The sequence below is a fragment of the uncultured Flavobacterium sp. genome (assembly GCF_963974175.1).
Classification (GTDB): Bacteria; Bacteroidota; Bacteroidia; order Flavobacteriales; family Flavobacteriaceae; genus Flavobacterium.
Genome location: NZ_CAXBBR010000014.1, coordinates 18,679 through 38,348 on the forward strand (window position 1 = coordinate 18,679; position 19,670 = coordinate 38,348).

Sequence of the window (19,670 nt, forward strand, 5' to 3'; positions counted from 1 at the left end):
TTCTAAAATGGCACAAAGATTGCATTTTTAATGCAAGTAATGAATAATGGGGTTTAATGTACGTTTTATTCAAATTTAAACTGCTGATACCTTATATTTGTTATCTACACGAAATTTTTTAATGACAAAAAGACTTAAAAATAATATGTCAAATCATAAAATACTTACTATTGACAATCTGTCACTACAGGAATATGACTCAGAAGCCGAATTAATACCATTATTGACTCCCGAAGATGAGGAGGAGATGATTAATGAAGAATTACCAGATTCTTTACCCATTTTACCACTACGTAATATGGTTTTATTTCCGGGAGTTGTAATCCCTATTACTGCCGGTCGAGATAAATCGATTAAGCTAATTAATGACGCAAATGCAGCAGGGAAAATCATTGGTGTTGTAGCTCAAAAAGATGAGTCAGACGAAGATCCTACTAAAGAGGATATTCATACTATTGGAACTGTAGCCAGAATTTTACGCGTTTTAAAAATGCCTGATGGTAATACAACCGTTATTCTTCAAGGTAAAAAACGTTTTGAAATTGATACTGTTACTTCAGAGGATCCTTATCTTACTGCAAGTATTAAAGATTTTCCTGAAAATAGACCTGATAAAACAGATACTGAATTTTTAGCTATTCTTGAATCAATAAAAGAATTAGCAATCCAAATTATAAAGGAAAGTCCGAATATTCCAACTGAAGCAACATTTGCTATTAAGAATATTGAAAGCCAATCTTTCCTAATCAATTTCGTTACTTCAAATATGAACTTGTCTGTTAAAGAAAAGCAAGATTTGTTAGCGATCAATGATTTGAAAGAAAGAGCTTTAGAGACGCTTCGTTATATGAACATTGAGTTGCAAAAACTGGAGTTAAAAAACGATATCCAATCAAAAGTTCGTTTTGACCTAGATCAACAACAAAGAGAATATTTCTTGCACCAACAAATGAAAACAATCCAGGAAGAGTTGGGTGGTTCTACACAGGAAGAGGAAATAGATGAAATGTTGGTTAAGGCCAAGTCTAAGAAATGGGATGATAAAACCAAAAAACATTTCGAAAAAGAAGTGTCTAAGATGCGTCGAATGAATCCTCAGGCTCCTGATTTTGGAATTCAAAGAAATTATTTGGATTTGTTTTTAGAGTTACCTTGGAACGAATTTTCGAAAGATAATTTTGATTTGAAACGTGCTCAGAAAATACTAGATCGCGATCATTTTGGATTAGAAGATGTAAAGAAAAGAATGATAGAACATTTAGCAGTTTTAAAATTGCGAAATGATATGAAATCTCCAATTATTTGTTTGACAGGACCTCCGGGAGTGGGTAAAACTTCTATTGGACGTTCAGTGGCAGAAGCATTAGGTAGAGAATATGTACGTATTTCACTTGGTGGTTTGCGCGATGAGTCTGAAATTAGAGGACATAGAAAAACGTATATAGGTGCAATGCCGGGAAGAATTATTCAAAGTTTAAAAAAGGCTGGAACATCAAATCCAGTATTTGTTTTAGATGAAATCGATAAATTGTCAGTAAGTAGTCAAGGTGATCCATCGTCTGCTTTACTAGAAGTTTTAGATCCCGAGCAAAACAATTCTTTTTATGATAATTTCCTGGAAATGGGTTATGACTTGTCTAAAGTGATGTTCATTGCTACTTCAAATACGATGTCATCTATTCAACCGGCATTAAGAGACCGTATGGAGATCATAAAGATGTCTGGGTATACTATCGAAGAGAAAGTAGAAATTGCGAAACAACATTTGTTTCCAAGACAGTTAAAAGAACATGGTTTGACTTCCAAAGAGTTAACGATTGGAAAAAAACAATTGGAAAAAATTGTTGAAGGATATACTCGTGAATCTGGTGTTCGTGGATTAGAAGCAAAAATTGCGCAAGTGATCCGAAATGCTGCTAAATCAGTAGCAATGGAGGAAGAATACAATAAAAAAGTAACTGATGAGGATATCTTAAAAGTGCTAGGTGTTCCAAGATTAGAACGTGACAAATACGAAAGCAATGATGTTGCTGGTGTAGTGACGGGGTTAGCTTGGACAAGTGTAGGTGGTGATATTCTTTTTATAGAGTCTTTGATTTCTCCGGGTAAAGGAACGATGACTATTACTGGAAATTTAGGTACAGTAATGAAAGAGTCGGCTACAATTGCTTTAGAATATATTAAAGCGAATGCGGAACTTATGGGGTTAAACCCTGAGATCATCTCTAAATATAATATTCATTTACATGTACCCGAAGGTGCAACGCCTAAGGACGGACCAAGTGCAGGTATTGCTATGTTGACTTCTTTAGTTTCTGTATTTACTCAAAAAAGAGTAAAGAAAAATATGGCGATGACGGGTGAGATTACTTTAAGAGGGAAGGTATTGCCTGTAGGTGGAATAAAAGAAAAAATCTTAGCGGCTAAACGTGCCAATATCAAAGAGATTATTTTATGTCATGAAAATAAAAGTGATATTGACGAAATAAAACCAGAATATATTCAGGGTCTTACGTTTCATTATGTAAAAGAAATGAGTGAGGTTTTAAAAATTGCAATTACAGATCAGAAGGTTAAAAATGCCAAAGTCTTGTAAGTAAAAGAGTTTCATTAAAAGAGTTAATTCCAAAATCAAAGCCTAATATAATTAAGCGATGATTTTGGAATTTTATTTGTTTGGAATTTGAAGATGTAAAACCCGTGTTTATTACTATTATAATTTTATCTTCGCAATTGCGTTTTATTTTACAGAAATACAGCTATAAAGCATGTTCAAAAAACTTTTATTATACGTTTTGTTCCTCGTTTGCACTGTAAGTTACAGTCAAATAGGAGGCAAGTATACCTATCAGTTTTTAAATTTGGTGACTTCTCCAAGGCAGGCAGCGCTCGGTGGAAAAACCATTACGATTTATGATGACGATGTGAATCAGGTTAATTTTAATCCTTCAACAATAAATGTAGAAATGGACAACCATTTGGCATTAAATTATGGTAGTTATTATGGGGAGGTTACTTATGGTACAGCTTCTTATGCCTATACTTATGACCGTCATTTACAAACATTTCAAATGGGTGTGAATTACGTGAATTACGGTAGTTTTGATGGCTATGACGAAGCTGGTGAGCCTACAGCTTCATTCACTGGTAGTGAGATTGCGCTTTCGGCGGGATATGCCTATAATATTCCGAACACGACGATGCATATTGGGGCCAATGCAAAATTAATTTCTTCAACACTCGAAAGTTATAATTCATTAGGAGGGGCGATTGATATAGGGGCTATTTTTATTGACGAAAGAAATGACGTAAACTGGGGTTTGGTTATTAGAAATATAGGTACTCAATTTACAACTTATTCTGAGGTGCGAGAAAAATTACCTCTTGAAGTAATTGTGGGTGTTTCTCAAGAGTTAGAACATGTTCCTCTTCGATGGCATCTTACATTAGAGAATTTGCAACAATGGAATATTGCTTTTTCTAATCCTGTTCGAGCGCAATCGTCTCTTGATGGCACTTCTACCGAAGAAAAAGTATCATTTGTAAATAATGCTTTGCGACATGTTATTTTTGGAGTGGAGCTTTTTCCTCAAAAATCCTTTAATCTGAGATTAGGCTATAATTTTAGAAGAGCCGAAGAATTGCGAATTCTGGAACAAAGAAATTTCTCAGGTGTTTCACTGGGATTTGGATTAAAATTCAATAAATTAAAATTTAATTACTCCTACTCAAGATATACTTTAGCAGGAAATACGAGTCTTTTTGGTTTAACAATTAACTTTCAATAATACTATTTTGAATAAAAAAATTACAATTGCAATAGATGGATTTTCATCTACAGGAAAAAGTACTTTAGCCAAACAATTAGCTAATCATTTAGGCTACGTTTATGTAGATACCGGTGCTATGTATCGTGCTATCGCATTATTTGCAATGCAAAACGGATATATAACCGCTGAAAATTTTGACAAAGAATCCTTAATAAATAGCCTTGCTAAAATTCGACTACAATTCAGATACAATCCAGAGTTGGGTTTTGCTGAAATGTATTTGAACGATGTTAATGTTGAAAAAGAAATTAGAACCATTGAAGTGTCAAGTTTCGTAAGTAAAGTAGCTACGATATCAGAAGTACGTGCGAAATTAGTGGAACAGCAACAAGAAATGGGAAAAGACAAAGGAATTGTTATGGATGGCAGAGATATAGGTACCGTTGTTTTTCCAGATGCCGAACTTAAAATATTCATGACTTCGAGTGCAAGTACCCGAGCTCAAAGGCGTTACGATGAATTAATTCAGAAAGGGGATGATGTTACTTATGAAGAAGTTCTTAAAAATGTAGAAGAAAGAGATTATATTGACACGCACAGGGATAATTCACCGTTGGTACTGGCAGAAGATGCTATCGAGATTGACAATTCTCATCTTACGCGCGAAGAACAATTTGAGATTGTATTAGGGTTAGTCGATGAAGTTACTAAAACAGAGTAATTTTTTTGTAGATATCATTTTTAATATTAGATTTACGGGCTTTTGTTATTTAAAATATAAGAATTCATTTTATGGGAATTAAAAATAGATTGACGGTAATGAGTTTTCTTCAGTTCTTTGTTTGGGGAGCGTGGTTGATTACTGTTGGGAATTACTGGTTTGGGACTAAAGGATGGAGTGGTGCCGAATTTGGGGCTGTGTTTTCAACTCTTGGAATTGCGTCAATTATAATGCCTGCACTAATAGGGATTATTGCCGATAGATGGATTAATGCTGAAAAATTATACGGGATATTACATATTTTAAGTGGCTTTGCTATTTTTTATATACCACAAGTTGATAGCCCTACCGTTTTTTATTGGGTTATATTTCTGGCTATGATGTTTTATATGCCTACAATTTCGCTATCAAATTCAGTGGCTTATAATATTTTGAAAAACAATAACTTTGATGTTGTAAAGGTTTTTCCTCCTATCAGAGTATGGGGAACTATTGGTTTTATTGCTGCCATGTGGATGACTAATTTATCGGGAAACAAGGCGTCAGTTAATATGTTTTACATTTCTGGAGTTGCTTCTTTAGTTTTAGGAATTTATTCATTTACATTACCCAAATGTCCTGCACAAAAATCAGTTGTTAAAAATGCGACTTGGACCGAAAAATTGGGGTTAGATGCCTTCAAGTTATTTGGCACCTATAAAATGGCATTGTTTTTTATTTTTTCTATGTTTCTAGGTGGCGCATTGCAATTGACGAATATGTATGGAGATACTTATTTATCAGATTTTGCAAATACACCTAAATACGCCGACTCTTTTGTGTCGAAGTATTCAACAATTATCATGTCGATTTCTCAAATATCTGAAACCTTATTTATTTTAGCAATTCCTTTTTTCTTAAAGCGATTTGGGATTAAGCAAGTGATGCTTATATCGATGTTTGCCTGGGTTTTACGTTTTGGATTATTTGCTTATGGTAATCCTGGAGATGGATTATGGATGATTATTATGTCTTGTGTTGTATACGGTATGGCGTTTGACTTTTTTAACATTTCAGGATCGTTGTTTATTGAAACTACTACCGACTTTAGAATTCGTTCCAGTGCGCAGGGATTGTTTATGATGATGTCTAACGGTTTTGGCGCCTTCTTTGGAGGGATTGTCAGCGGAATAGTTATCGATAACTTTTTTACTAATAACGGTGTTAGAGAATGGCATAACATTTGGCTTTCGTTTGCAGGCTATGCCTTAATTATTGCAATTGCTTTTGCGGTGTTGTTTAAACACAAACATCATCCAGAGGATGTGGCTGCTGTAAGTCATTAACAAGTAAATAATTTTTAAAATTTATGACCCGATGTCTCAAAAGCATCGGGTTATTTGTATATTAGAAGTTCTATAAGTTGTAAATAGCCCTGATGGAGCCGATATCCTCGCAATGAAATGGAGAGATAAAGGCGAGAGCAGGAGGAAACTTGATTAGAATGAAATGTGTTTATGCTCCTGAAAAATAGCTGTTTATGCTAATTTAATGTTAAATTAGTATTTGTCTGTTCTTAATTAATTATCAGGGTGTAATTTATTTTGTAGTTAAATAAAAAAGTATTAATTTTGCACACCTTTTGGTGAGTAAGAGTTTCCTTTGGGTATCAATAAATTATACAAACAACTTCTGTTGTTTTCTGTCGCATTAAGAAACTCGAGAGAATACAGAATACAAATTTTTATCAGCATGTCTGAACAAGTACAATCACAAGAAGAGTTTTTAGCAAATTTTAACTGGCATAACTTCGAAGAAGGTATTGATCCAGTTAATCAAGAAAACTTAAAAGAATTCGAAGAATTAGTTACAAAAACATTTATTTCTACTGATCAAGAAGAAGTAGTTGATGGAACTGTTGTTAGAATTACAGATAGAGACGTTATCGTTGATATCAACGCAAAATCGGAAGGTGTTATTTCTTTAAACGAATTCCGTTACAACCCAGCATTAAAAGTAGGTGATACTGTTGAAGTATTAATTGACATCCGTGAAGACAAAACTGGACAACTAGTTTTATCTCACAGAAAAGCACGTACTATCAAATCATGGGATAGAGTTATTTCGGCTAACGAAACAGGAGAAATCGTTAATGGTTTTGTAAAATGCAGAACTAAAGGTGGTATGATCGTTGACGTTTTCGGAATTGAAGCGTTTTTACCAGGATCTCAAATTGATGTTAAACCAATTAGAGATTACGATGTTTACGTAAATAAAACAATGGAATTCAAAGTTGTGAAAATCAACCACGAATTTAAAAACGTTGTTGTATCTCACAAAGCGCTTATTGAAGCGGATATTGAAGTACAGAAAAAAGAGATCATCGGTCAATTACAAAAAGGACAAGTATTAGAAGGTGTTGTTAAAAACATTACTTCTTATGGTGTCTTTATTGATTTAGGTGGTGTTGATGGATTGATTCACATTACTGACCTTTCTTGGTCAAGAATCAACCACCCATCTGAAGTTCTTGAATTAGATCAAAAATTAAATGTTGTAATCCTTGATTTCGATGATGAGAAAACAAGAATTCAATTAGGATTGAAACAATTAAACGCTCACCCTTGGGATGCTCTAGATGCTAAATTAGCAATTGGAGACAAAGTAAAAGGTAAAGTAGTTGTAATCGCTGATTACGGTGCTTTCATAGAAGTTGCTGAAGGTGTTGAAGGTTTAATCCACGTTTCTGAAATGTCTTGGTCTACTCATTTACGTTCTGCTCAAGATTTCGTAAAAGTAGGTGATGTTGTTGAAGCTGTTATCTTAACATTAGATAGAGATGACCGTAAAATGTCATTAGGTATCAAACAATTGTCTCAAGATCCTTGGACTGACATTACTTCTAAATACCCAGTAGGTTCTAAACATTCTGGTATCGTTAGAAACTTTACAAACTTTGGTATTTTCGTAGAACTTGAAGAAGGAATTGATGGATTAATTTACATCTCTGACTTATCTTGGACTAAGAAAATCAAACATCCATCTGAATTTGTAAATGTTGGAGAGAAACTTGATGTAGTAGTATTAGAATTAGATGTTGACGGACGTAAATTATCTTTAGGTCACAAACAAACTACTCCTAATCCTTGGGATCAATACGAAGGTTCATTTGCTGTTGGAACTGTCCACACAGGTGAAATCGCTGAGATTGTTGACAAAGGAGCTACTGTAGAATTTGGAGATGATATCGTTGCTTTCATTCCTACTCGTCACCTTGAAAAAGAAGATGGTAAGAAATTGAAAAAAGGTGAATCTGCTGATTTCAAAGTAATCGAATTCAACAAAGAATTCAAAAGAGTAGTTGCATCTCACACTGCTATCTTCCGTGAAGAAGAAGAGAAAAATGTGAAAGCAGTTACTGAAAATAATTCTTCAGCTTCAAACTCAACTAATGCACCTGCTTCTACTTTAGGAGATAGCAATGATGTATTAGCTGCATTGAAAGCTAAAATGGAAAAGTCTGAGAAAAAATAATTCTCACTATTTCTTATAATAAGAGAGCCTCACAGTAATGTGAGGCTTTTTTTATGCCTTTTTTTAGAGCTATTTCCTGCTATCCATTACAATCTTTATGATTTTAAAGAAAAATCATAAAGGATTTTCATTGCTATCAGGGCTAGGACTGTGCTTTTATAAATGTGTGGTTCTGCACTTTCGAGTTGATTTTCAATTGGACTTTAGCTGCGTTGGATAATTAGCATGACGCATTGATAGATGAAATGTAGCTAGATGAAATTCAGGTTTTAGTTAACTACATGGTCTATGTTTAAAGTATATTTTTATTATTTTTTAAGTACTTGAAAAACATAGGTTTATGAAAATTTTCTGTAATAGTTTATTTTTTTTAAAACCATAACCGCTTTTGTGGCGTAAATGCTTTTATATAACTTAATAAATAGATTTATGAGAACTAGAAAATTTTTATCAGTAGCCTTTATGGCATTAGTATTTGGAGCAACATCATTCGCTCAAAAAACAGTAATGGTTGGTGGAGCAGCGATGTATCCTTCAAAAAACATTATCGAAAATGCAGTTAATTCAAAAGACCACACCACATTAGTAGCTGCAGTAAAAGCAGCTGGATTAGTAGAAACACTACAAGGAAAAGGTCCTTTTACAGTTTTTGCACCTACAAATGCGGCTTTTGCTAAATTACCTATGGGAACAGTAGAAACGTTATTAAAACCTGAAAATATAAAAATGTTGCAAACGATTCTTACCTACCATGTGGTAGCAGGAAAAATGAATGCTGCTGATATAGCTAAAGCAATAAAAGCAGGAAACGGAAAAGCTAAATTGAAAACAGTTAGCGGTGGAACTTTAACGGCTTGGATGAAAGCTAAGAAATTATACATTACAGATGAAAATGGTACAATGTCACAAATAACAATTGCTGATGTAAATCAATCAAATGGTGTGATTCACGTGGTAGATACGGTTGTATTACCAAAACAATAATTTCAATTAAGAGGTTGGTTTTTGTTAGTTGAAAAGTCCTGTGTTTTACAGGACTTTTTTTGTATAAAAAAGCCCAATTCTAAAAGTTAGAATTGGGCTTTTTCTTATGCTGATTAGAACAGTTTATCGTAGAGTAGCTCCTAGTTCTGATTCAAAATTCTTTTGCAGTTTCCCCATGATTTTATCAATTTGAGCATCGGTCAAAGTTTTTGCATTGTCCTGTATGATAAAACTTAATGCATATGACTTTTTACCTTCAGGTAAATTGCTTCCTTCATAAACATCAAATAAATTAACGTCTTTTAAAAGGTTTTTTTCACTCTGTTTTGCAATGGTGTAAATACTGTCGTATGTCACGCTTTCGTCTACTAACAAGGCTAAATCTCTTCTTACTTCAGGGTATTTTGGGATTTCCGTAAATTTTATTTTATTGGATATCATTTTAATAATGACAGCCCAATTAAAGTCGGCATAAAACACTTCTTGCTTGATTCCAAAATGTTTTAGGATTGATTTCTTTACAACTCCAAATTCAACTAGCGCGTTATGACCAGCTCCAATTGCAATTCCTTCTGAAAATACGTCAGATGTTGCGGGGCTATTTTGTGTTTTTTGAATTCCAAATCTAGCTAGAACTGCATCTACATAACCTTTGAATAAAAAGAAATCAGACGATTTTTGTGTTGTAGTCCAACTTTCTTTACTTCTATTTCCTGTTAGAAATAATGTTAGGTGTTTGTGCTCTTCAAAACCTGATAAAAATTTATGGTAGGTTTTTCCAAATTCAAATAATTTCAAATCACTATTTCTGCGATTGATATTATAGGATATGGCTTCTAGTCCAGAAAACAATAAAGATTGTCGCAATGTTGCTAAATCATTACTTAATGGATTCAACATCGTTACATTGTGTTCTTCTTTCAGCATATCTGAAAGTTCAATGTAAGAGGCTGTTGTAAGTGAATTGGCCATCATTTCATTAAATCCTTGAGAATTTAATTGTGTGGCAACTATATTTTGTAATTTATAATCTTCATTTCTAGGAGAATTAGACACGGTCGCATTCAGTTTCTTAGAAAAACTGATGTTGTTGTATCCGTATACTCTTAATATTTCTTCTATTACGTCAATTTCTCTTTGTACATCAACACGGTAAGCAGGGATTGTTAAACCTAGTCCAGTTTCTGAAAAGCTATTCACTTTAATGTCTAATGAAACTAAAATTTGTTTAATAGTATCTTTTGGTATTTCTTGTCCAATAATTTTAGCAACATTCCCAAAGTTTAAGAATACGGAGAAATCTTCCATTTTCTTTTGGTAAACGTCAATTAGATCAGATGTGATTTCGCCACCAGCTACCTCTTGAATTAACAAAGCTGCACGCTTTAGTGCATAGGCAGTAATTGTAGGGTCGATTCCTCTTTCGAAACGGAAAGAAGCGTCGGTATTCAATTGGTGTCTTTTGGCTGTTTTACGAATGCTCACTGGATTAAAATAAGCACTTTCAAGGAAAATAGAAGTAGTATGCTCTGACACACCTGAATTTTTACCGCCAAAAACTCCGGCAATACATAATGGTCCTTTTTCGTCACAAATCATTAGATCTTCTTCATGAAGTGTTCTTTCAACATCGTCTAATGTTGTGAACTTCGTTCCAGAAGGCAATGTTTTAACAATTATTTTTCCGTTGACTTTTGCAGCGTCAAAGGCATGTAGCGGTTGACCTAATTCATGTAAAACATAATTAGTTACATCAACTACATTATTTTTAGGAGTAATTCCTATTGCTTTTAATCGATCTTGCAACCAGTTAGGAGACGGTTTTACCGTAATTCCTGAAATGGTAACACCACAATAACGCGGTGCTAATAGAATTTCTTCTACGTTTACATCAATTTTAAGCGTTCTCATGTCGACTCTAAAATTGCTAACAGAAGGAGTGATTAATTCAACATTTACTCCACTTTGCAGTAAACCGGCTCTTAAGTCACGAGCTGTTCCTAAATGACTCATCGCATCGGCGCGATTAGGCGTAAGTCCGATTTCGAATACTTCATCATTTTCTATTTTAAATACCTCTGCTGCTTTTGTACCTGCAGCAATGGAATCATCTAATATCATAATCCCGTCATGACCAGTCCCAAGACCTAACTCGTCTTCGGCACAAATCATTCCGTGACTTTCCTGTCCGCGAATTTTCCCTTTTTTTATGGTAAAAGCAACTCCTGTTGCATCATATAATACAGTGCCTATTGTTGCTACTGGAACCTTTTGTCCAGCATCTACATTATTTGCTCCACATACAATTTGTAACGGTACGCCATCGCCTAAATCAACAGTTGTTATTTTTAGTCTGTCGGCATCCGGATGAGGAACGCAAGTCAGGACATGTCCTACTACTATTCCTTCTAAACCACCTTTTACGGACTGGTATTTTTCAACAACTTCTACTTCTAGACCTAGATCTGTAAGCAATGCTGCTGTTTCTTCGGAGTTCCAGTCTATTTTTATGAATTGTTTTAACCAATTATAAGATATTTTCATCTGTCAATTTTAATAAGGTTGCAAATATAAGGATTGCAGGTTGTAGTAAGAAACTATTTTTTTGGTTTTTTAGCATAGAAATGACATATTTTAAAAGTATCCCTACTAGGGAATTAATACTCGAACTTCTAAGGATTTGTGAATAATACAAAATAATAACTATAAAAAAATACATATGAAAATTTAATGCTATTGATTGGGGGAATAGTGCTATACTAATCTGCTTTATCAAACTATATTTGATAAAATTTAAATTAGTAAGATATGAGTAACATAGTTTCAAGACCTGAGTTTAAGGCAAAATACGATAATTATATAGGTGGGAAGTTCGTAGCACCCGTTAAAGGTGAATATTTTGATGTGATTTGTCCAATTGACGGAAAGGTGTTTACACAAGCCGCACATTCGACGAAAGAAGATTTAGAACTTGCTGTAGATAAAGCTTATGAAGCCTTTCAAACTTGGGGGAAAACTTCAGCTACAGAAAGAAGTAATTTATTGAATAAAATTGCGCAGAGAATTGAGGATAACTTGGAGTATATCGCTACAGTAGAAACGATAGATAACGGGAAAGCCATTCGAGAAACAATGGCAGCTGATATTCCATTGGCAATTGACCATTTCAGATATTTTGCAGGAGTTATTCGTGCTGAAGAGAGCTCGATCGCTGAATTAGATTCACAAACGGTATCTATAGCTTTGAGCGAGCCGTTAGGTGTAATTGCTCAAATTATTCCTTGGAATTTTCCAATATTAATGGCGGTTTGGAAACTGGCGCCAGCTTTAGCAGCAGGTAATACTGTGGTACTAAAACCGGCAGAAAGTACTCCTATTTCCATATTAGTTTTAATGGAATTGATAGGGGATCTTCTTCCCCCAGGAGTAATTAATATTGTGAATGGTTTTGGAGCAGAGTTGGGAAGAGCTTTGGTAACAAACAAAAAAGTCTCAAAAGCGGCGTTTACAGGATCGACACCTACAGGACGTCTAGTAATGCAATATGCCACTGAAAATATTATTCCAGTAACATTAGAATTAGGAGGTAAATCACCGAATATTTTTATGAAATCTGTTGGTGATGCCGATGATGATTTCTTTGATAAGGCGATCGAAGGAGCAGTAATGTTTGCTTTGAATCAAGGAGAAATATGTACGTGTCCGTCACGACTATTAGTGCATGAAGATATATATGATAAATTTATAGCTAGAGTAATTGAAAGAACTGAGGCCATCAAGTTGGGCAATCCATTAGATAAAACAACGATGATGGGAGCGCAGACTTCATTGGTTCAACAACAAAAAATTCTTAACTATATTAAACTAGGAAAAGAAGAAGGAGCTGAAGTCTTGACAGGTGGAGAGGAGAACCTTTTGCAAGGAGATCTTTCTACAGGATATTATATCAAGCCTACCCTTTTTAAAGGGAACAATAAAATGCGTATTTTTCAGGAAGAAATCTTCGGACCTGTTTTGGCAGTTACCACTTTTAAAACAACTGAAGAAGCCATCGCTATTGCAAATGATACTATGTATGGTTTGGGTGCTGGACTCTGGACACGTGATGCACATGAGATTTATCAGGTTCCAAGAGCAATTCAAGCGGGTCGTGTTTGGATAAATCAATACCATTCTTATCCTGCGGGAGCTCCTTTCGGAGGGTATAAACAGTCTGGAATTGGACGTGAAAATCATAAAATGATGCTTGCACACTATCAACAAACAAAAAACATGTTGATTTCGTACGATAAAAAGAAATTAGGATTCTTTTAGAATGCAAAATTAGAGATAGAAAAGGTAAGTTGAAAGACTTGCCTTTTTTTAATTTTAGCAACAACAAATAAAGACCGAATTAATATTCACGTTTTATAGAACAAAAGATGACAAGAAGAATTGACGCAACCGAAAAGGCAGTAGAATTAATAAAAATATTGCAGGAAAAACATGGTGACTTGATGTTTTATCAGGCCGGAGGATGCTGTGAAGGTACGCAGCCACAATGTTTTGAAAAAGGTGGCTTTTATCAAAGATTGGGTGATGTTTGCATTGGTGTCATAGAAGATACTGAGTTTTGGGTAGATAAGGATTTATTCGAATATTGGAAACATACGCATTTTACTTTGGATGTAATTGATGCTTTTGGAGTGGGAGGATTTTCTTTGGAAACCCCATTAAAAAAGACATTCCGAATTGAATATAGAATCTTTACTCCTGAGGAAGAAAAAGACTTAGAGCCTGTCAAATATATAGAATGATCTAATTCACGTATAACAATTGGTATTGCTTCGGTGTAATGCCTTCGTGCTTTTTAAACAAACGAATGAAGTAATTACTGTCTTCAAATCCAGATAAATGACACACTTCATTAATTTGGATTGCCGGATTTTTTAGTAACTGCTTTGCGCATTTTATTTTTTCTCTAATAACAAATTCTATTGGCGTCATGCCTAATTCTCTCTTGAAAAAACGATAAAAAGATGTTGTACTCATACAAGCTTTCTCACTCAAGTTTTTAAGGCTTATGTTTTCTCTTATATTTTGTCGAATGTACTCCAATACTTGAGTTATAGGACTATTTGGGTCTGAATAAAGTCCATCCTCGATAGATTTGGCTGTTTGTGTCTGCACAATTCTAATGAGTAATTCTTGCAACGTCAAATCAGCCAATACATCTTTTGTAATAGATGTACTCATACATTCTTTTATCAATTTATTGATGGTTGTCGCTAATTCGACATTGTTGTAGAAATAGTAGTTTTGGTAGTTTAAATGCCAAAATTGACTGTTACCTTCTTTAGGGTAACGGTCATTTAAAAAATGCAGTGTATCATTTATTTTTTGTTGGTCTATCGCCAAAGCTAAACATTGGGTAGGATTATTTTTTGTGGCTTCAGGGAAATCAATTTTCATTTCAACATTAGAAGGAATAACTACAGTTTCACCAGGCAAGTATTCAAAACTTGGCTCGTCAAAAAGATGCATTACTTTCTTTCCTCGTAACATACTGGTTACTACCAAATCATTAAATTTCAAAGGCACTAATTGTGATTCTTTGTAAGTTTCAAACAGGTTTAATTCACAATGATTCAAATTGTAAACAGTTCTATTTTCAACTAATGTTTTTAACGATTTTTCACTCGATAAATTAGGAGGATGGATGTAGTTGCGATTCATAGAAGTAGTTTATAAAGAAAGAGTTATAAACGTAATGAAAATAAACCAATTAGTTAAATCTTACTTTGTTAAAAAGGATATAATTTTCATCTGATGAATATCATTGCACAAAGTTTAAACTCAAATATTTTGCTAGTGGTTGAACGTTTTTTGCAAAAGTAATTACAAATAGTACCACAAATTTACAAAGTAAATTAGGCAACCATTTTTTTGGCTAATTCTTCGCGACAAAAAGGAATTTTCTAATTTTCAGATTTTGGTAAGGTTTCAAAAGTTTTTCTTTTGTTTTCGTACCATGCATTCATACCCTCTGGAAAATGCATTAACTCTTGCATTTCTCTCATTGCTTTACTGTGGGCATCGTCCTTTTTTTGAATCATTTCCAGAGCGTGGTTTTTACTCAATTCTGCTATTTCCTCAAAAGTATTACCATGGAATTTTTCTTCACATGCTCCTCCAAGTTGTTTACAAGTCATTGTTTTCATAATTGTTGGTTTTAATTAATATAGAACTAAATACGTAGAATTGATATTTAAATAAATGTGAAATTCAGTACGTGTTTTAGCCGTTTAACAGTGTTATATCGTAAATATAATAGAATTAAATAACAATTTGGTCGTTTTTGAAGAAAAGTATTTAAAAACGCTAGGCTATAGAAAGCTTAAAAAACGCTTAGTAAATGGTGTTTTTTTTTACGCATCGTATTTTAAATACGTTGATTAATTTATATATTTTTAGTAGGTATCTAATAGAATTTCATGTCTGATGATCGTGATGAAATTATGTACTTGCCCAATATATTTGGAGATTTGCTGTAGCTTTGATTCATAGAATTAGTTTATGAACAGAAGGAACTTACTTGATGAAATAAGCGAAGCTATAATGTTGACAAAAGATAAAAATATTCAAATGAAAAATTTACGGTATTACTATTAGATTAAAAACATTCTTTTAAAAATCAGTAAATAAAGTTAAATTGAATAAATTTTAAAGTAATTCCTCGACATGTCTTTTGATATTTTCTGCTATTTTTTTTGTAGGTAAATCATTAGCGTCATTCCCAAATGGATCTTCGATTTCCTCTGCAATCAATTCTAAACTGGCCAGAACATAAAAGATAAATACAACTACGGGAATTACATAATAGCCCAAATTAAATACATATCCAAAAGGCAAAGTCATCACATAAAAAAAGATGAACTTCTTGATAAAAGCACTGTAAGAATAGGGGATAGGAGTGTTTTTAATTCGTTCACAAGCACCACAAATATCAGTGAAGGATTGCACTTCATGATTGAGTATTATAAGTTGGTCTCCAGTTATTTTGTTTGTGCTGTAAAGTTCATTGACTCTTTGAAATAACATTTTAGCGACTTGGTTAGGCCTGTGTTTATGATGCTCTAATACAATATCATCAAATAATTGTTTGCCGGTTTCCTCATCTTTTAAATGTTTATTTAAAATTGATGCATAAGTAGGTATTATTTTTCGGAAAAAAACTCTGTCTTTATCTTCTTTTAAAATAACCGAAAGCTTAATTGCTAGATTTCGGCTGTTGTTAACTAAACCCCCCCAAATCTTTCGGCCTTCCCACCAACGATCATAGGCAGTATTAGTCCTGAAAACTAGTAATAAAGAGATCACAAAACCCAGCATTCCATGCATGATAGAAATGTTTTTCACGTGACTGTCTTCGGGTAAATCCCAATATTCTATTTCTAAATAGGCAATACAGGCCGAATATGTTCCGATGAAAATCATCATAGGAATCAGTTGACGGAAAGTATCGGCTTTATGAAATCGAAAAATAAAAGTAATCCAATCTTTTGGGTTGTATGAAATCATCTAGAGTAAAGTATTTCGGCAAATTTAATTTAAAAATTAATAATTTCTATTAATTCTCGTAAAGCAATTCCTGATAACTTTGCCGGACGTTGGGTACTGCAGTGCCTTATTATGGATGTTGTAATTCATTTGTATGGACATAAACCTAGTGTAATCTTAAAAACAGATTCAAAGAAGTTCTAAAGCTGTAATTGCGTTACCCTAATGGAGGATGGTGCAATCACACTAAGAATCGACTATATTATAGGGGAAGATAGCCTCATAAGTTTTACAGTAAATAATAACTCAGAATGATTTTTTTAAGAGGACTAATTTGGTTATTTTGCTTCTAAGATGTTGGAATTGGTAAATTTGTATCCCTGAAAATGCATTTAAGTCGCTGTATTTGAATTGTTTTAATGAATTTTAGGTTTCAAGTTTGCATGTTTTTTTTTTCTCAAAATACATCATAAAAAAAGAGAGCAATTGCTCTCTTTTTATTTTTTTATAATATGGTTTTATTATCGACACTCTAATCCTAAAATTTCATCAACTGTAATCCCTGTTCCGCTAGCAGACCAAGCTCCGGTGATAACTGCGCCTGAATTACTTGAATTCCATTTGACGTTGATTGTGATTTTTTCACATGCAGCTACACTTCCTTCAACTTTGATTATACGGTTAGAGCTTCCTCCCGGAGTGCTTTGTGACGCAATTAAAGTACCACCAGTTACAGTTACAGTAGCATTAGCACCAGTAAAATTTGTTAAGCCACCTTGAATTTTTAAATTAGAAATCGCTTCTTTAGAAGTGAATGTATATTCAGCTTCACGAGAGCTAGTACAGGAAATTGCCTTTCCAGAAAATACAGTTTCACAACCGCTAGCACACATTCCTACAAGACCATAATTAATATCAAATACACCTTGTGGGCCATCTCCGGTAACTTGTAGGTGAATACTTTTCGTATCACATGCTTTCCAGCCGCTTTCAAGTGGAATAGAATACTCTCCCCATGTATTTGCAGCAGCACCTATTCCTACAGAAGTTCCATTGATTACAAGGTCAGCAAACTTTTCTGTGCTAAGAACCAATAATTTGAATTCAGTTCTAGTGTTAAAATATTTGATATAAATTGTTTTTGAAAATTTGTCATCATTAAGACCTCCCCAAGAAACAATTTTGGAACTTGTTTTTTCGAAAAAGGTATTAGTTCCTGCAGCAATACAATCGGTAGTACAGCTGTCATAAGTAGATAATGAGTAACCTGAGTTTGGCATTGTAGTACTTGCGGCAATCAAAGTTTTAGAAGTTAGTGCGACCTTGGCAGTTGTACTTGTTTCTAATGCAATAGGTTCATTACTACAGCTCATTAAGAGGATGCCCATTGCTAGTGTTAAGATAATTTTTTTCATAATAGATGAAATTTGGGGTTGTTAAAAAATTAAAAGCGATTTGTACTATTTATAAATGAAATTAAAATGTTTTATTATTTTAATTTTGGCAAATATTAAAATATAATTAGTCAGAAAAATAATATAGTCGTTGAAATCTTAATTTTAACGATAAAGTACATGTTTATGCAAATATTTCAGTATTTTATAGTGATAGTTGTAAATGTGTATGAATATTAGGCGTGTTTTAATAATTATAACGAGTATTGTTCAAACTATGATTATAAAAAAAGTCAGCTTATATCATTTGATGTGATATAAGCTGACTTGAGATGTTATGGAAATATAAGTTGTGAAATATTGTATTGTATTCTACGAAGTTATCGCTACCAATTGAAAGAAAAATTAATATGCGTTGTTGAATAAGATGGGGAAATTTAAAAATTAATATTCCCGGCTAATTCTCGTAAAGCAATTTCTGACAGCTTTGCCTGAAATTGTGCGTTGCTGTATCGTACTGTGGCATTCACGTAATTCAACTGTGCGGTTCTAAACTCTAAGGTGGTTATTGTTCCAATACGGAATTTATCTAAGGTAATATCTAGATTTTGTTTGGCAATAGCCTCGTTTTTTTCTTCTAGTTCGATCAATTCTAAGTTGGTTACATAAGTTTGATATGCGGTTGTTAATTGTGCATGAAGTGCCAGGCTTTGTTGCTCAATTTGGATACTAGAATTGTCAATTTGAAGGGATGCTATTTTCTCATTACGCTTTTGTGCAAAACCGTCAAACAGATTTAAAGAAGCGCTGAAACCATAGTTGAGGCCTCTAGCGGAGGATTGTGTTGTAAAACCGAGACTAGATTCAGTATCAGAAAAATTATAACCCGTGTTGACTTTTACGGTAGGGTAGCGCCCCGATTTTATTTTTTTTAGTTCTAATTCAGCTACTTTTTTACTAATAATAAGCGCTTCAACTTGTGGGTTTTGTTTTTCTGCGAAAGCTTTTAACTCGGCAAAATCCAATTGTTTTTCCATGGTGAAGACTTCAGCTACTTTAAAATCAATAGTAAGGTCTCTTGCTAAAATTTGATTTAGTAAAACTTTAGCGTTAGCATACATTTCTTTTTGTCTCAACAAGCTTACCTTGTCTGTATTGATGTCTACTTGGGCATTCAGAACTTCTAATTTTGATGCTTTTCCAATGGTAAATCTGTTTTGTGCCAAATTTACTCGTTGATTTGAAATAACTAACGTACTGTCTAGCGCGGATAATTGTTGTTGTTGTTGTACCAAATCAAAATAAGCGGCTTGGATATCACTGATTTTTGTAATTATCGTAAGCTTTAATTGATTCTCTCCCAGTTTTTGCAACTCTCTAAGTTGGTCACGCATCGCAAACATTCTTAAGCCATCAAAAATAGTCCAATCTAAACTTACACCATAATCCAATCTATTATTTTTAGCGTTATCAAGGCTGTTTGTTGTTCCGTCAGCACGTGTTTGTGAAAGATTTTGGATATTGTTATTTTTGACAATTGACGCGGTTGCACTTGGTAACATTCCCGCATTTCCTGGAGCGACGTTACTTTCATCAATTTTCAAATCGTTTTGGGCAATCTTAATTTCGTAATTGTTTTGCAAAGCTATTTGTACCGCGTCTTTCAGCGTTAATAGTTCCTGTGCATTTCCTTGTAGAACACACAAAAAGAAGATCAACAGACTTTGAAGTAGTATTTTAGTAGACATA

Annotated in this window: 14 protein-coding genes; 8 read left to right on the forward strand and 6 right to left on the reverse strand. The window is 33.7% G+C overall.

What is annotated here, in order from left to right:
• The first annotated feature begins 145 nt into the window (after positions 1-145).
• The 6 genes from lon to AAC069_RS16070 all read left to right on the forward strand — a co-directional run bounded on the left by lon (position 146) and on the right by AAC069_RS16070 (position 8,988).
• The gene (lon, locus tag AAC069_RS16045) at positions 146-2,596 is read left to right on the forward strand and encodes an endopeptidase La (RefSeq protein ID WP_339921449.1); all 2,451 of its coding nucleotides are present in this window, start codon (positions 146-148) and stop codon (positions 2,594-2,596) included.
• 172 nt (positions 2,597-2,768) lie between these two features.
• Entirely contained in the window at positions 2,769-3,788 is a 1,020-nt protein-coding gene (gene porQ, locus AAC069_RS16050) for a type IX secretion system protein PorQ (RefSeq protein WP_339921450.1), read from the forward strand.
• Between the two features lie 7 nt (positions 3,789-3,795).
• Entirely contained in the window at positions 3,796-4,491 is a 696-nt protein-coding gene (gene cmk, locus AAC069_RS16055; RefSeq protein WP_339921451.1) for a (d)CMP kinase, read from the forward strand.
• Between the two features lie 71 nt (positions 4,492-4,562).
• Entirely contained in the window at positions 4,563-5,816 is a 1,254-nt protein-coding gene (locus tag AAC069_RS16060; RefSeq protein ID WP_339921452.1) for a nucleoside permease, read from the forward strand.
• A gap of 406 nt (positions 5,817-6,222) precedes the next feature.
• The gene (gene rpsA, locus AAC069_RS16065) at positions 6,223-8,004 is read left to right on the forward strand and encodes a 30S ribosomal protein S1 (protein ID WP_091093673.1); all 1,782 of its coding nucleotides are present in this window, start codon (positions 6,223-6,225) and stop codon (positions 8,002-8,004) included.
• A gap of 429 nt (positions 8,005-8,433) precedes the next feature.
• The gene (locus AAC069_RS16070; RefSeq protein WP_339921453.1) at positions 8,434-8,988 is read left to right on the forward strand and encodes a fasciclin domain-containing protein; all 555 of its coding nucleotides are present in this window, start codon (positions 8,434-8,436) and stop codon (positions 8,986-8,988) included.
• 123 nt (positions 8,989-9,111) lie between these two features.
• On the opposite strand, the gene pheT is transcribed toward AAC069_RS16070, so the two are convergent.
• On the reverse strand, positions 9,112-11,532 hold the full coding sequence (pheT, locus tag AAC069_RS16075; RefSeq protein WP_339921455.1) for a phenylalanine--tRNA ligase subunit beta: 2,421 nt from the start codon (positions 11,530-11,532) through the stop codon (positions 9,112-9,114).
• Positions 11,533-11,796: 264 nt separating this feature from the next.
• On the opposite strand from pheT, the gene AAC069_RS16080 reads away from it, so the two are divergent.
• Positions 11,797-13,302: an aldehyde dehydrogenase family protein gene (locus AAC069_RS16080; RefSeq protein ID WP_339921457.1), complete on the forward strand. Its 1,506-nt coding sequence runs from the start codon at positions 11,797-11,799 to the stop codon at positions 13,300-13,302.
• Between the two features lie 107 nt (positions 13,303-13,409).
• Positions 13,410-13,784 (forward strand): DUF779 domain-containing protein, encoded by a 375-nt coding sequence (locus AAC069_RS16085; RefSeq protein WP_339921458.1) that lies wholly within the window; start codon positions 13,410-13,412, stop codon positions 13,782-13,784.
• Between the two features lies 1 nt (position 13,785).
• Here AAC069_RS16085 and AAC069_RS16090 read toward each other — a convergent pair whose 3' ends face one another.
• The 5 genes from AAC069_RS16090 to AAC069_RS16110 form a co-directional block, all read right to left on the reverse strand.
• Positions 13,786-14,703 carry an AraC family transcriptional regulator gene (locus AAC069_RS16090; protein WP_339921460.1) on the reverse strand — a complete coding sequence of 306 codons (918 nt, stop codon included), beginning with the start codon at positions 14,701-14,703 and terminating at the stop codon, positions 13,786-13,788.
• A 242-nt stretch (positions 14,704-14,945) separates the two neighbouring features.
• Positions 14,946-15,188: a DUF1059 domain-containing protein gene (locus tag AAC069_RS16095; RefSeq protein WP_339921461.1), complete on the reverse strand. Its 243-nt coding sequence runs from the start codon at positions 15,186-15,188 to the stop codon at positions 14,946-14,948.
• Between the two features lie 502 nt (positions 15,189-15,690).
• Positions 15,691-16,548, reverse strand: a complete 858-nt coding sequence (locus AAC069_RS16100) for a bestrophin family ion channel (protein ID WP_339921462.1) — start codon at positions 16,546-16,548, stop codon at positions 15,691-15,693.
• Between the two features lie 500 nt (positions 16,549-17,048).
• Positions 17,049-17,942, reverse strand: coding sequence for a hypothetical protein (locus tag AAC069_RS16105; RefSeq protein WP_339921463.1), 894 nt, complete (start codon positions 17,940-17,942; stop codon positions 17,049-17,051).
• A gap of 416 nt (positions 17,943-18,358) precedes the next feature.
• Complete coding sequence (locus AAC069_RS16110; RefSeq protein WP_339921486.1) at positions 18,359-19,669, reverse strand: TolC family protein; 1,311 nt, start codon at positions 19,667-19,669, stop codon at positions 18,359-18,361.
• Position 19,670: the final 1 nt, after the last annotated feature.

Coding starts and splice junctions, on each gene's coding strand:
- AAC069_RS16090 (WP_339921460.1), bottom strand. CDS start 14,703: ATGAATCGCAACTACATCCATCCTCCTAATTTATCGAGTGAAAAATCG.
- rpsA (WP_091093673.1), top strand. CDS start 6,223: ATGTCTGAACAAGTACAATCACAAGAAGAGTTTTTAGCAAATTTTAAC.
- AAC069_RS16060 (WP_339921452.1), top strand. CDS start 4,563: ATGGGAATTAAAAATAGATTGACGGTAATGAGTTTTCTTCAGTTCTTT.
- porQ (WP_339921450.1), top strand. CDS start 2,769: ATGTTCAAAAAACTTTTATTATACGTTTTGTTCCTCGTTTGCACTGTA.
- AAC069_RS16085 (WP_339921458.1), top strand. CDS start 13,410: ATGACAAGAAGAATTGACGCAACCGAAAAGGCAGTAGAATTAATAAAA.
- lon (WP_339921449.1), top strand. CDS start 146: ATGTCAAATCATAAAATACTTACTATTGACAATCTGTCACTACAGGAA.
- AAC069_RS16105 (WP_339921463.1), bottom strand. CDS start 17,942: ATGAAAAAAATTATCTTAACACTAGCAATGGGCATCCTCTTAATGAGC.
- AAC069_RS16110 (WP_339921486.1), bottom strand. CDS start 19,669: ATGTCTACTAAAATACTACTTCAAAGTCTGTTGATCTTCTTTTTGTGT.
- AAC069_RS16100 (WP_339921462.1), bottom strand. CDS start 16,548: ATGATTTCATACAACCCAAAAGATTGGATTACTTTTATTTTTCGATTT.
- AAC069_RS16080 (WP_339921457.1), top strand. CDS start 11,797: ATGAGTAACATAGTTTCAAGACCTGAGTTTAAGGCAAAATACGATAAT.
- AAC069_RS16070 (WP_339921453.1), top strand. CDS start 8,434: ATGAGAACTAGAAAATTTTTATCAGTAGCCTTTATGGCATTAGTATTT.
- pheT (WP_339921455.1), bottom strand. CDS start 11,532: ATGAAAATATCTTATAATTGGTTAAAACAATTCATAAAAATAGACTGG.
- AAC069_RS16095 (WP_339921461.1), bottom strand. CDS start 15,188: ATGAAAACAATGACTTGTAAACAACTTGGAGGAGCATGTGAAGAAAAA.